The organism is Flagellimonas lutaonensis (assembly GCF_000963865.1).
Lineage (GTDB): Bacteria > Bacteroidota > Bacteroidia > Flavobacteriales > Flavobacteriaceae > Flagellimonas_A > Flagellimonas_A lutaonensis.
On sequence record NZ_CP011071.1, the window covers coordinates 961,662 to 976,294 of the forward strand.

The 14,633-nt window shown below is 45.0% G+C and carries 11 protein-coding genes; 4 read left to right on the forward strand and 7 right to left on the reverse strand.

Annotated elements, in window-relative coordinates; translation table 11 throughout:
• Positions 1-13: 13 nt before the first annotated feature.
• The 6 genes from VC82_RS04615 to VC82_RS04640 form a co-directional block, all read right to left on the reverse strand.
• A complete protein-coding gene (locus tag VC82_RS04615) occupies positions 14-832 on the reverse strand; it encodes an SDR family oxidoreductase (RefSeq protein ID WP_045801327.1) in 819 nt (272 codons plus the stop codon).
• Positions 833-957: 125 nt separating this feature from the next.
• Entirely contained in the window at positions 958-1,950 is a 993-nt protein-coding gene (locus VC82_RS04620) for a formylglycine-generating enzyme family protein (RefSeq protein WP_245615976.1), read from the reverse strand.
• Between the two features lie 420 nt (positions 1,951-2,370).
• Entirely contained in the window at positions 2,371-3,093 is a 723-nt protein-coding gene (locus tag VC82_RS04625; RefSeq protein ID WP_045801329.1) for a gluconate 2-dehydrogenase subunit 3 family protein, read from the reverse strand.
• Between the two features lie 3 nt (positions 3,094-3,096).
• Positions 3,097-4,821: a GMC family oxidoreductase gene (locus VC82_RS04630; RefSeq protein ID WP_045801330.1), complete on the reverse strand. Its 1,725-nt coding sequence runs from the start codon at positions 4,819-4,821 to the stop codon at positions 3,097-3,099.
• Positions 4,822-4,843: 22 nt separating this feature from the next.
• Positions 4,844-5,320, reverse strand: a complete 477-nt coding sequence (locus VC82_RS04635; protein WP_045801331.1) for a hypothetical protein — start codon at positions 5,318-5,320, stop codon at positions 4,844-4,846.
• A 52-nt stretch (positions 5,321-5,372) separates the two neighbouring features.
• A complete protein-coding gene (locus tag VC82_RS04640) occupies positions 5,373-6,386 on the reverse strand; it encodes a carbohydrate-binding family 9-like protein (protein WP_045803250.1) in 1,014 nt (337 codons plus the stop codon).
• 209 nt (positions 6,387-6,595) lie between these two features.
• Here VC82_RS04640 and VC82_RS04645 point away from each other — a divergent pair, with 209 nt between their 5' ends.
• The gene (locus VC82_RS04645; RefSeq protein WP_045801332.1) at positions 6,596-7,687 is read left to right on the forward strand and encodes a sensor histidine kinase; all 1,092 of its coding nucleotides are present in this window, start codon (positions 6,596-6,598) and stop codon (positions 7,685-7,687) included.
• Complete coding sequence (locus VC82_RS04650) at positions 7,687-8,388, forward strand: LytR/AlgR family response regulator transcription factor (RefSeq protein ID WP_045801333.1); 702 nt, start codon at positions 7,687-7,689, stop codon at positions 8,386-8,388. Before VC82_RS04645 ends, VC82_RS04650 begins: the two co-directional genes overlap by 1 nt.
• Before the next feature lie 27 nt (positions 8,389-8,415).
• On the opposite strand, the gene VC82_RS04655 is transcribed toward VC82_RS04650, so the two are convergent.
• A complete protein-coding gene (locus VC82_RS04655; protein ID WP_084598261.1) occupies positions 8,416-9,225 on the reverse strand; it encodes an AraC family transcriptional regulator in 810 nt (269 codons plus the stop codon).
• A 457-nt stretch (positions 9,226-9,682) separates the two neighbouring features.
• Here VC82_RS04655 and VC82_RS04660 point away from each other — a divergent pair, with 457 nt between their 5' ends.
• Together VC82_RS04660 and VC82_RS04665 are read left to right on the forward strand one after the other, a co-directional pair.
• Positions 9,683-12,844 carry a SusC/RagA family TonB-linked outer membrane protein gene (locus VC82_RS04660; protein WP_084598162.1) on the forward strand — a complete coding sequence of 1,054 codons (3,162 nt, stop codon included), beginning with the start codon at positions 9,683-9,685 and terminating at the stop codon, positions 12,842-12,844.
• 4 nt (positions 12,845-12,848) lie between these two features.
• Positions 12,849-14,540 carry a RagB/SusD family nutrient uptake outer membrane protein gene (locus VC82_RS04665; RefSeq protein ID WP_045803252.1) on the forward strand — a complete coding sequence of 564 codons (1,692 nt, stop codon included), beginning with the start codon at positions 12,849-12,851 and terminating at the stop codon, positions 14,538-14,540.
• Positions 14,541-14,633 lie beyond the last annotated feature (93 nt).

Here is a 14,633-nt window from a genome sequence, read left to right on the forward strand (position 1 = left end):
CCCATAGTAAAAATTATACGCCACTAAAGGCACTAAATCCGCCGTCGATGGGGATGATTGCCCCAGTCACAAAGCTCGCTGCATCGCTGATGAGCCAATGTACCGTCCCGTTCAGCTCATCGGCATGGCCAAAACGTTTCATCGGTGTCTTGGCGATAATCGTTTTTCCACGTTCGGTATAGCTGCCATCTTCGTTCAACAACAACGCCCTGTTCTGCTGGCCGATGAAAAAACCCGGGGCAATGGCATTGACCCGCAGTCCATCCCCAAATTTCAGTGCCAGTTCAGTGGCCATCCATCGGGTGAAATTGTCTATTGCGGCTTTGGAAGCCGAATAGCCCACCACCCTTGTAACGGCCTGTGTCGCGGTCATTGATGATACATTGATGATGCAACCGCTGCCTTGGTCGGCCATCTGTTCGCCAAAAACCAAAGAGGGCCGTACTGAGCCATCCAAGTTCAGCTCTGAAACTTTTCTAAAATCCTCCATTTTCAAATCAAAGATGGTTTGGTCTTTGGCAATGGTCGCCCCGGGCATATTGCCTCCGGCCGCATTGATGAGTACGTCTATTTTTCCCCATTTGTTAAGCACTTCCTCCCTGACTTTTCGAAGAAATTCTTGGTCGAGCACATCACCTGAAAACCCCATAGCATCAGAGCCCACTTTTTTGAGTATTACCATTTTAGCCTCCACTTTCTTCGGAGTATGGCCTACAATGGCCACCTTCGTACCCTGTGAAAGCAGATATTCGGCCATATTACCGCCCAAAACGCCAGACCCCCCTGTGATGATGATCACTTTCTCGGAAATATCGAATAGTTTATCGCCCATTTTCAATTATATCTTTTTAATCGGCCCAGGATAGTTTTCGAATTGTTCGTTACCCATTCTAAATGTATGGTTTTTATTAGAGGGGCCAAAAGTTACCAAACTATGCTCGTACAAGAATCTAAACATCACTTCACGGGCAACACCGTTCTAAAACCCAAATGTTCTTGGGCCGAATCGAGCGAATTGGCCATACGTGCCGACACCCGATAGCTCGCACAATAATTGGCATTGCATAGAAACGACCCACCCTTTATTACCTTTTCTTTGGCATACGGATTGTACCGATTCAAGGCCGATGCAGGACCTGTTGGATTCATCAAGGTATCGTTTGCAGCGGCACGCTCTTCATAATAATTGGCATTGTACCAATCTTGCGTCCACTCCCACACATTGCCGACCATATCATATAGACCATATTCGTTCGCTGGATAGGAACCTACCGGTGCCTTGTTCTCGAAACCATCAGCTGCATCATTGTTCATGGGAAAAGTACCACTCCACGTGTTGGCCCGTTTGTTCAGTATTTCTTTTTCGTTTCCACAAGGGAAAATGGCCTCTTGCAGACCGCCTTTTGCGGCCCATTCCCATTCGGCCTCGGTGGGCAATCTTCTTCCGGCCCATTCGCAATAGGCCACGGCGTCTTCATAGGCTATATGCACAACAGGATGGTTCTCTTTTCCTTCTATATCGCTTTCGGGGCCTTGGGGATGCCTCCAATTGGCACCCACTTTCCACTCCCACCATTGCGAATAATCGTTCAAATTGGTAACCGGTCGTTCGGGCATCTTAAAAAGCAATGATCCCGGTTGCAGCACCGAATCGTGGGGCTTTGGGGTGCCTGGGGGCAGTTGTTTTTTCATTTTCTCCCAATCTATGGGTCGTTCGGCAACGGTTACGTAGCCGGTTTCCTCCACAAAACGCGCATACTCGGCGTTGGTGACCTCTGTGGCATCCAAAAAAAAGCCGTCAACAGCCACCGTATGGGGCGGACGTTCATGGTCCATAGCAAAGGGATCCGAAGCCAAGGCCCCCTGCTTGAATATTCCACCGGGAATCCAGACCATCCCATCAGGCGCTTCAATGCTGTCAGGTTTTTTGACCAATACGGAAATTGGCATGGGTTTACTTTCTTGTGCTGAATCTTCTTTGGGTTTATCCCCGCAGGAAAAAAGAGGGCACAACGAAAACAACAAAATGAATAAAAAGGGCCTCTTGCTCAACTTTGAATATATTTTGGACATTAAGATTCTAAAGATAACCGTCTTATTCGGTTTCCAAGATTTTACTTTAAAACCATCTTACCCTGAGCAAACTAGTGCTACGCTTAAGCCGAATTCTAGTAAGGGAAGGCAGATAAATCCATGTCACACAGAAATGAACGTTTTTTTAAGGCTCTAGGGATTGAAAAATCATAATCCGGGGAGAGAAAAATCCTCTATTTCTTATGTTCCTAATAGTGGCATACCAAGCGATTCATTCGACTGCCGATACCCTTCGGATCATTTCCCGGTGTATGCCGAGCTTATGTTTGTAGGCAATTAAGTAATTAAATTGCCCTCATCATCCCATTCGGCCACCACGTTACGTTTACTCTGGTCTACACATTTGGCGATCCATTCAGGGTCGTAAGAAACACCGTGCTGTTCGAGCACATCATCGGGCACCCCGTTCCATACATTGGGCATATTGCCTTTGTAGCCCAGTTCTTCAATACCGATTTTGGTCGTGTAAAAACCCGTCATGGTCAGGTTTCTGACCATCGAAAAGAAATTGACCTCAAAAGGCCGCTTACTTTCAGGAACCTCGGGGTCGTAATAGGCAATCTGATCCAATATGGCCTTTTGTTGCGCTTCGGTGGCCGATTTAAAGGCAACTCCGTTCTCGGTATTGCACTTATGGTCTAACCACATCAATCCGCCCTTTAGGTCGGTCTGCATGGCCTCAGATTCTGAATCTTTGGCCATAAAGGCAATAAAAGACACCACATCGGCATCAGAGGCACCCTTGAACTGTTCGCTCGGGGGCAAGATCAAATCGCAAAGCACGGTCATGGTCTCGCGCTGGTGCTCGTTGAAAAAATCTTCATCTTCCTTTATTTCCTGTATAATTTCGTTCTCATAAGGTGTGCGCCATGCTACGGGGTCATAGGTCTTGGCCCCTGCTTCTTTGGCAGCCTCCTCCTTTGGTTTGCACCCATGGGCCACCAAACCTGTGGCAACAGAACCCAATAGAATAGACTTTAAGCTCTTTCGTCTGTCCATAACTTAAATGTTTTGTTTTTTTAATTGGTCGACTATATAATCCGAAGTTCGCCAAGAAAGGGCCAAAATGGTCCACGTACAGTTTTTGTCTGCCTGTGAAACAAAAGGGCCTGCATCAACTATAAATACGTTGTCGACATCATGCAATTGCTGAAATTTGTTGGTAACAGAGGTCTTGGGGTCGTCACCCATGCGCGTGGTTCCGACCTCATGTATGATCCTGCCCGGAGTGTGCAGACCGTAATCCCGCTCTTTACCTGGTTTTTCTCCCAAGAGCTCACCCCCCATGTTGGTCAAGATTTCCTCGAACGTATCGTGTGCATGTCTTGCCTGGTTGCGCTCAAGATCCGACCACTTGTAGTGGAACCGCAATACCGGTATGCCCCATTCGTCGACCACACTTGGGTCTATCTCACAATAATTGTCTTTGCGGGCAATTGATTCGCCACGGGCCGAAACACCCACCACGGCGCCATAATACTTCTTGGCATCGCTTCTGAGTATATCGCCATATCCGCCGACCTTGGTGCCAAAAAACTTGTTGAAATCGTTGACATTAAACCCAAAACCATAGTTGGGCATACCCATACCGCCCCAAATTTCGAGGTGATACCCCCGAGGGAAATCAAGTTTTGAATTGTCGCCCCACCATGGTGAATATACATGCATACCGCCAACCCCGTCTTCATTGTAAGAAACCTTTCTGTTCATCAAATCAGGAATAAAGGCGGCCCTATCCGCACCTGTTGAATCGTGAAGGTACTTTCCAACATGGTCACTGCTATTGCCCAGACCATTGGGGTGCTGCGAGCTTTTTGAGTTCATAAGGATTCGCGCAGTGCTACATGCCGAAGCCCCCAATACCACAACTTTGCCCTTAAGCTTGTATTCTTTTCTATCTTCTTTGTTTATATAAGAGACGCCGGTAGCCCGACCTTCTTGGTCGGTAGTGACCTCACGCACCACACAATTGACAAAAAGGTCTACTTGGCCGCGACTTTTCTGTGCCGGGAATATCAAACAAGTGCCCGATGAGAAGTCTGCGTAGACCTGACAGGCACGTGCACATTGCCCGCAATAAAAACAGACACCCCGTTCTTGGTTAATACGCTTGGTCAACATTGACATTCGGGAAGGATATACCGGTATGCCCGTTTTGCGGGCACCTTTTATGTAAAAAAGTTCGTGCAACCGTGGTTTGGGCGGGGGCAGAAAGAAACCATCGGGATCGTTCGGAAGCCCTTCGTTGGTACCAAAAACCCCGATCAATTTATCTACTTGGTCATAATAGGGCTTGACATCGTCATAGCCGATGGGCCAGTTATCTCCGTAACCATCGACATCTTTATGCTTGAAATCGACGGGGCCGAAGCGAAGCGAAATACGCCCCCAATGGTTGGTACGCCCCCCCAACATATGTGACCTGAACCAATCGAACTTAGTGCCATCTTTATGGGTATAGGGTTCTCCTTCTATATCCCATCCCCCATAGGCCGCATCAAAATCGCCAAAGGGCCTATATCGTGTACTGGCACCCCGCCGTTCAGATTCCCAAGGCCATCGAAGCTGTGTACGCTGCTCTTGGTCGGCAGGGTCAAAGAACGGGCCAGCCTCTACAACGGCCACCTTAAGGCCTGCGTCGGCCAGTACTTTGGTGGCCATGCCCCCACCGGCACCTGATCCGACAATGATGGCATCATATACGGTTGAATTTTCAATTATCTGCATTTTCTGAACTTATATTGATTGGTTATTTGTTTTTTCTGCTCAATACTGCTATTACCTCGAGATGTTCGCCGGTAAGGTAATCGCCATCAAAAACCGATACGCCTTCAGCTCCATTTGCCATGGCCAACTCAATCTGGTCTTTGAATTGTTTTGGACTAAGTTCGGTAACTTCTAGATCGGCATACGATGTACTCCCGTGCTCTCTTGAGCCACGTTCATCACCAAACATCTTATGGTCAAGATCGAGTCCAACTTGTTCTGCAATGGGTGCCAGCCGCCGCAGAATTTCTTGACGTCCTTCATCTATCCAAACGACATCAAACCCACTTTCACGGTATTTTTCAAACTGTTTAGTATAAATACTATCGGTCTTTTGGTTCTCATATTCCATGCACACACGAAACTTAAAATGGCCTTCCAAGGTTTTTTCTTCAGTGGCACCAAACCTTCCATTATTTCCCCTTTGGGTCATCATTTGGTTATCGAGACATGACTGCATCAGTGATATTGCCAAAAATGTCAATAGGAAGAGAGGTTTATGTAGGTTTCGACTATTCACCATAATATTTTCCTTCGTGGTCGATTACCATTTTTTTGCCCGAAAATGGACTGGTTACCCAAATATTCCAGCCGGTTTCATGTTCATCTCTATACAACGGCACATTTTTGTCCATTACCGTGATTGCATCTGTCATGGGGGCGTTTGGTTTGGCCAATATATTTCGGTAAACCTCATACATGGCCCATTTCACGTGTTCGTCTTTTGGAATGGCAAAGCCAATATCGGCACCGACCTGTTGCGATGCAAAAAAGACATAGCCCCAACGTTCGGGCTCGTGCATATTGATTACCTGTTGCGGCGACCAAACCCAATTATACTCTGGTAAATACATGCCGTTTGCATCTTTTTTTCGTGAATACCGCCCATTGTTAAGGTCAAAATCCCAATTGACCCTTGAAAAATTAATTCTCCAAAATCGGTTTTCAGGAGGGTCAGTTACACCAGAAGCCTCTACCAGAACTGCCCAAGGGATGGCCAATTCTACCATCCAGAAATCATCGGTATCTGTTGAATTGTTGAGGGTTCCCTTGATTGAAATCGCTGATTTGAGTCCTTGTACATCCCAACTATCGAGCACCGTGGCCCCATTTCGATAGGGTTTTGTCAAAAAGAGGTCCCAGACGGTATTCAGAGCATTGAGTTCAAGCTCATAATAATTGTGGGTGTCCCCATTTGGGTCGATGAATACCTCAAAATCGTTGTTGTAGAAAATGACCGTATCGCGCTGCTTAAGGTTGCCCCAAACATGAGGTTCTTCGAGTTTGGCCAAGACATAGAAATAGTCATCATCCCAAAGCATTTTGGCCTGGGTTTTGTATTTGGGCGTTTTGGCCCCCTCTATGTCTATGAACGGGTCGGTATAAGATGCCTGCTGCCATGAGGCCTCATCGTCTTTTCCATCTATCTCAATAGGACCAACGGTTCTGTACGCAACATATGACTCGGGCACCCTCTGGGCGTTAAGGTCAATGGAAGCACCCGCAAAGAGACCTAACGTTAACATATACATTGACCAACCGAAGCCTTTCATGCCATGGCATTGATTAAATGTAATCGTCGCAGATTGCATTGCCAAACTTACCTTATGACAAATGCCACCCATGATTTTTTATCTAATATTGAAAAAATTATGTTTGTTTTATCATAAAATTAGACCAATGGCCACTGACTTGGGCTAAACAACCTAACAATATGGACTAATCTTCTTTAAACATGTACAGTAACAAAAAGCTTCATGACATAATAAGGTCAAAGCAAGTATCGAACTATAAAATCAGCTATAAACACCATATTGTCTTTTGGCTCATCTACTTTGTTTTCAATACCCTGCGGTGGGGCAGCTATCATGGCGACTACGACTATTCGTTAAAGACCAACTTAATCGGTTTTCCGATCCACATGGCCCTGTCATATTTCAACATCTATTACCTGATGCCCAAGTATGTGTTCAGGCGTAAATATGCCATGTACACCTTGCTTTTGATAGGTTCGTTATTCTTTATGCTTTTTGCAAAGTATTACCTGACTTACTATTTGGTGAGCACAGACGTGTGGCCCGAAGGCCCTGCCGACCACATTACAGGCATCACCATTGATTACGCGATACAGACAATGCTGGGTGAGTTATATGTAATCTCGTTTGTGACGGCCATAAAAATAACCATAGATTGGCTTCAAGAACATAGCAAGTTGCATGAGCTGGAAAGAAGACAAATGACCACCGAACTGCGCTTTCTGAGGTCACAGGTATCGCCACACTTCTTTTTCAACACCCTGAACAATATCTATTCGCTCACCCTTGAAAAATCGAACCAAGCGCCAGAAGTGGTGCTAAAACTATCAGAGCTGATGCGGTATCTCTTGTATGCGACAAAAAAAAGAAAGCAAAGCCTCAAAAAGGAAATAGAGTGCATTCAAAACTATATTGATCTAGAGCGCATTCGTTTTGACGATAACTTGAAAGTCAATGTAAGCATTACCGGTAATCTTGAAGACAAGGAAATTGCCCCTATGCTGTTGATTCCCTTGGTTGAAAATTCTTTTAAACATGGTGCCAGCAAAAATATTGGCAAAATGAATATCTGCATCAGCACGAAGGTGGTCGACGGGTTTTTGTATTTTGAGGTGACAAATACCAAGCCCCAAGAAGAAGGCAAAAAGGACAAGATAGCCTCAAGACCGGGAGGAATAGGGCTATCAAATGTGCGCAAACGACTGCAATTGGGCTATGCCCCAGATGAATATGAATTCAAGGTCGATGAAGACAAAACAAACTTTACAGTATCACTAAAACTAAAAGTATAATGGGCTTAAAAGTTATGATTGTGGATGATGAGCCGTTGGCCATCAATGTGCTGAAAAACTACGTAGAACAGGTTTCGGAACTTGAGCTGGCAAAGACCTTTTCCAATGCAGTGGATGCCAGTACATATCTACAGGGCAACGAAGTTGACATTATTTTTTTGGACATCAACATGCCTGTACTGGATGGCTTTGATTTTTTGGAAACAATTGAGCACCGGCCAATGGTCGTCATTACCTCGGCACATGAAGAATATGCCTTGAAGAGCTATGAGGCCCAGGCCATTGATTATTTGGTCAAGCCTATTTCGTTTCCACGCTTTCTCAAGACTGTAAACCGCATTGTAGGCCTATTATCGACTTCGGGCGAAAACCCACATTCAAACAGTAGATTGAGCATATTTGTCAAGGTAGACAACAAGCGACTGCAAAAAATCTACTTGGATGAAATTTTGGTGGTTGAAAGCCTTAAGGATTACATCAGAATCAAGACCACTTCTGAAAAGTATATAGTACACAGTACTCTAAGCGGCTTCACCGAAGAACTCCCTTCAGAAAAGTTCATAAGAATACATCGGTCTTTCACCGTTTCTGTTGACAAAATCGAGTCTGTAGAGGGCAATAGCATTGAAATAGATGGCATTCGTTATACCGTTGGCCGGAGCTACCTTGAAGACTTCAAAAGAAGGGTATTGAAAAAATAAAGGCCTCACGGTTAGGTGACCTGTTTTTTACAGAACGTTGGTGATGCCCGCAAACTCTTTTCTATACTTCGAAGGCGTAAGACCCTTTATTTTTTTGAAAACCCTATTGAAATTCGCCATGTTGTTGAAACCACAGCTAAAGGCAATTTCTGAAATGGTAAAATCTTGTTCAACCAATAATCGTGAGGCGTTTTCAATTCGCACTTCGTTAAGATACTCGATAAACGTCAGGTTGGTTGTCTTTTTGATAAACCTATTGAAAGAAACCTTGCTCATATTGAGCAGACGGGAAACATCGTCAAGGGTAATTCGGTTGGCGAAATTTTGCTGTATATGGTTGTAGAACAAACGGATCTTATCGCTGTTCTCAAAATCGTACGAAGGCCGTTGCGATGAGGAGAGCATTCGCTGCCCAGGTGTGTTTGAAAGGTCAAAGAGAATGGAAAAAAGCTCCATAAAATAGTCGATGCCCTGCATTTCAGATACTTCGATAAGGCGTGGGGCCATTTTTTGCACCTCTTTCTTGTTGAAAAGTATTCCGTGAACAGACCGTTCGAACATATGCTTTAAGGGTCGCATCAATTTTCTTCTGAGCAAGCTTTCACTGAATAGGTCGTTGTGAAACTGAATGGTCACCTCGTGCACACTTTGATTGCAGTTGTGCATTTCCCAGCCATGGTAAACATTGGGGCCCAAAAGCACCAATTCGAAGTTATCGATTTCTTCTGTGGCAAAGCCCACGGTTCTTCTCATGCCCTTACCGTTGACTATGAGGTTCAATTCCATTTCGGGATGAAAATGAACAGGATAATCAAAGGTGTCCCTAATTCTGTTCATCACCAAAAAACTATCTTGTGATGAAAGAGAAGTAATTTCTCGCTGATATTTTTTACGGGCCTCCAATCGACTTTTCGTTTTTACGTCTTGCTTAAAATAATACTATTTTGTCAATATAATTATTTCATTTTTAACTGTTCTCATTTGCGCCAATCTTATTTTACCATGTTCTTTTCAGTTTGAGCACCGAAAAAATGGAAGGCCACAGGGTTCTAATCGCAATTTTCAGGGCTTCACCAACCATTTTCAGTGGTTTTCAAAAGATTTCCAACCGAACCGACTTGCCACAAAATACGCACCCCTTCTATTTTACATTTTAATAATAATATAAGAATATGACAATATAGTACACAATTAATGAATGTTGTTTGTATAATTTTATCAAAATATTAACCAAAACCTTATTGACTAAAAAATTAACAGATTTTATTTCTAACTCAATTAACAACTAATGATTATGAAAAAACCTTACGAACAGTACGGGTCGCAGAAAAAAAAGCGAACCCGTCTATGGCTCGGTTCGCTTGCTAGGTATGTGCTTGCGGCCTTAGTGTGCCTGAGCTTTCAAATGGTCGATGCGAAAGCGCCTCCAGCTGATTTGACCATCGACGCTTACCAAGTTACCATCTCAGGTACGGTCACCGATGATACCGGAGCACCCTTACCGGGAGCGAATGTGGTAGTCAAAGGTACCACCAATGGTACACAGACCGACTTTGATGGTAATTATACGATTACCGCTGACGAAAATGCCACTTTGGTATTCAGCTATATCGGCTTTGCAACCCAAGAGATTCCCATCAATGGCCAAACCACCATTGATATTACCTTATCAGAAGATACCAACCAATTGTCTGAGGTTGTGGTTTTGGGATATGCTTCCCAGACCCGGGGCGATTTAACGGGTTCCGTTGCTTCAGTAGATGTTTCTGAAGCGACCAAACAGCCTTTGGTCAACGCCGCGGAAGCCTTGGAAGGAAGGGTAACTGGGGTAACCGTCGTAAACACGGGTACTCCTGGAGACGCACCAAAAATTGTGATACGTGGTTTCGGTACGAGCAACAACACCAATCCTCTCTATATCATTGATGGGGTGCAGACCGATAATGCAAATGTGTTGAACAGTATCAACCCACAAGACATTGAGCAGATCAACGTGCTAAAAGATGGTGCAGCAGCCATCTACGGTGCCAGGGCTTCTAATGGTGTAGTAATTATCACTACCAAGAGTGGTAGCTATAATCAAGGGGAGCCAGTGGTTTCTTTAGATGTTTATTCAGGTATTGCAAGAGCCACAAACAAACCTGGCCTGTTGAACGTTGAACAACATGCCAATATGATATTTGAGAGTCTCAGCAATGATGGGGCAACGGTAACACATCCACAATATGGTGATGGGCCTACCCCAACCATACCTTCGCAGTTGATAGGTTATACCCGCGTAGTATCGTACGACCCCATTACCAGGGCACCTAGAAGCGCCACGGTACGGCCCGGGGGAACCGATTGGCTTGACGCCATAACCCAAAATGCCCAAGTGCAAAATGTCTCGATGTCCATTCAAAACGGCAACGAAACAGGAAAGTACTTTATGTCGGCCAACTTCTTGAACAGAGAAGGTATTTTCTTGGAAACCGGATTTAAACAAGGAACGACCCGTTTGAACTCAGAATTCAAAATAGGTGACAAAATTATCATCGGCGAGCACTTAAATGCCTCTTTTTCCAATCGAGGCAACAACACAAGTGAGGTAAACAATGCCTTTAGAATGAGCCCATTGATTCCCGTATACGACGATGAAGGCGATTTTGCAGGTACTGGCGCACCCGGCCTTAGCAATACCAGGAGCCCCGTTGCCCAGTTGGTACGTAGAAAGGATGACTATAACAAAATATTCCGGGTTTTTGGCGATGTGTACCTACAGGCCCAACTTTATGAAGGTTTGACCTTTAAGACCACCATTAGCGGAAACATTGAGAATTTTAACCAACGAAGATTTCAGGCATTGGATCCCGAGCATATCGAGCCCTTGAGCACCAATACGCTGTTCGAGCAAGACATCAATAGTTTTACCTGGACATGGAACAACACCTTGAACTACAATAAGACTTTTGGTGACCACACCCTAAATGCCTTGGTCGGTATTGAGGCTGTGGAAGATGGTAGTAAGGGCAAGCAAATAAGCCGTAACGGTTTTCTATTCGAAACACCTGATTTTTACTTGTTGAGCAACGGTAGTGGTACCCCCAATGTTGATTTTGCCTTTGACGGTGAAACCTCGTTGTTCTCCATTTTCGGCACTGCTAATTATTCATATGCAGGTAAATATTTTGCGACCGTTACGGTGCGTAACGATAAATCATCGCGATTCTTGGGTGATAACCAAAGCCAGACCTTCCCGTCTTTTAGTGCAGGCTGGTTGATCAGTGAAGAAGATTTCTTCCCCAAAGATGGTTTTGTGAGCCGCTTGAAATTGAAGGGGTCATGGGGGCAATTGGGTAACCAAACATTACCTGTAAACAACCCAACGATCAATATCTCGTCATTGAATGAACAGTTGGCCAACTATGCCCTTAACGGTAGCAGTATTTCAACCGGTGCTATTCTCAATTCTGTAGGAAATCCCGATTTAAAATGGGAAACAAGCGAAACGGCCAACTTTGGTATTGAAGCAGGTTTCTTTGATGATGAGCTCTTCTTGACCTTTGAGGTATTTGATATTCAAACAAAAGACCTTATCAATAGAGACAATAGCTTGATCAGCACCACGGCAATTGATGCACAGGCGCCATTTGTAAACTTGGGAGATGTGCAAAACCGTGGCTTTGATTTGGCCATCGGTTACAATCATACTACCAGCTACGGATTGAACTACAACGTGCAAGCAAATATTTCTAGGTATAAGAACGAAGTAAAAGAATGGATCAGTGACTTTACAGTTGGTAGAACTAACTTGAGGGGTGGTGCGGTAACCAGAACCGAGGTAGGCCAGCCCATTTCATACTATTATGGACGCGAGGTTACCGGTTTCGATAGCAATGGTCGCTTCACCTATCGTGATGTCAATGGTGATGGTCAGATAGACGATGAGAACGACAGAACCTTCATTGGTTCGCCACACCCAGATTTTACCTATGGTATCAATCTGAGCATGGATTATAAAGGGTTTGACCTATCGGCCTTTTTCTCCGGATCTAAAGGCAACGATGCGTACAACTACGAGAAGATCTTTACCGATTTTCCAACGTTCTTTAACGGTAACCGGAGCACCAGGGTCTTGGATTCTTGGACGCCAAACAATACCGATGCAACCTTGCCGGCTTTGAGCCAGACCATTCAAAATGCTGAAACCCAACCCAACTCTTATTTTGTGGAAGACGCATCCTTTATGCGATTGAAGAATCTACAAATTGGGTACACATTCCCAAGCAACATTACCGAATCTTTGGGCATGAATTCATTACGACTTTATGTACAGGGCACCAATCTGTTCACCATAACAGATTATTCAGGATTTGATCCAGAAGTAATTTCCAACGATAACCTTTCGCTGGCAATTGATTTTGGGAACTTCCCCCTTTCCCAGATATTCACCGTTGGCATTAACACAAAATTCTAAAAAAATGAAGAAGAGATTAATTTTTTATTTCGCATCACTGTTCGTGCTCTTTGCATGTAGTGATAGCTTTACCGAAAAACCGGCCGTAGGGGCACTGAGCGATGAGGCCCTGGCAAACGAGCAAGGGGTCAACCTATTGCTGGTCGGAGCTTACTCTGCACTTGATGGCATTCGAAACAACCAAGGTGCGGCCGATTGGACCGTGAGTGGTGACAACTGGTGGTTTGATGTATTGGCTGACGATGCCCACAAAGGCAGTACCGACGGTGACCAAGCAGACCTATTTTTGTTGGAAACCTATGATTGGACCAGTGCCAACCCCTATGTGTTTGGCAAATGGAACGGTCTTTTTGCCGGTGTGAACCGGGCCAACGCTGTAATATCGTTGATCAACTCTCTTGAAGAGGGAGATTTTAGCTCACAGTTGGCCGAAGCACGTTTTCTAAGGGGACACTTCAATTTCGAGCTACAAAAAATATACGGCAACGTGCCCTATATCTCGGAAGAGAATTTTGCCAACACAGAATTCAACCAGCCCAACCCGGGCCCAATTTGGGATCAGATCGAGGCGGATTTTCAGTATGCTGTAGATAACCTTCCTGCTTCACAGGCAGATGTTGGTAGGCCTACTTCATGGGCGGCAAAAGCCTTTTTGGGCAAAGTACACTTGTTTCAATCTGAATGGGGCCAAGCTTTGGCGCTACTGCAAGACGTAATCAATAACGGGCCATATTCATTATTGCCAGAATTTGCGGATAACTTCCGATTGGCAGGTGACAATAGCAGTGAGAATATCTTCTCTATACAGTTTACCACCGACTCTGGGCAATCGTTCAACGGTAACAGAGGGGGAACATTGAACTTTCCGAATCCCGGACCATTTGGTTCTTGTTGTGGCTTTTATCAGCCCACGCAAGACCTGACCAATGCGTATCAGACAGATGGAACTGGGCTTCCGTTATTGGACACGTTCAACCAGACCGATGTGGCGAATGACTACGGAATAAACAGTGACGAAGCCTTTACGCCCCATACCGGACCACTCGACCCAAGGCTCGACTATACTGTAGGCCGTAGGGGAATCGATTACAATGGTTATGGGCCACATGTTGGAAAAGACTGGATTCGTGCCAGTTTTGCCGATATTTCGGGGCCATACCTCCCTAAGAAAAATGTTTACACGGCAGGCGAAGATGCAAACCAAGGTACTGGTGCATGGGGCCAACAACATTCGGGCATCAACTATCATATCATGAGATATGCCGATGTGTTGTTGATGGCGGCCGAGGCAGCCCTAGAGGCAAATGGCGATGTTGCCACCGCACTTAACTATGTAAACCAAGTACGTGACCGAGCCAAAAATTCAACACCTGTGATGAACGAGGCCGGAGATGCCCCCGCGGCAAATTACCAGATTGAACCCTATGCCTCATTCCCAGATGTAGACTTTGCCAGAAAAGCTGTCCGATTTGAGCGAAGGCTGGAATTGGCCATGGAAGGCCACAGACTGTTCGATTTGAGAAGATGGGGCAATTCTGTCGATGTAATCAACGAATACATCCAGAACGAGGCCAGAACCATTGGAAACTTTGGCACCAAAGCCAATGCTTATCAAGCCAATATGGATTTACTGCCGATACCGATTGCTGCCATTGATTTAAGTGGTGGTGTATTGACACAAAACCCAGGGTTTTAAGTTTAGTTGAGTTTTATTAGTTTTAAGTTTAGCTGAGAACAGGGCATGTTAAAGTGCCCTGTTTTTTGCTTTCAACCAAAATTACCGGCTATT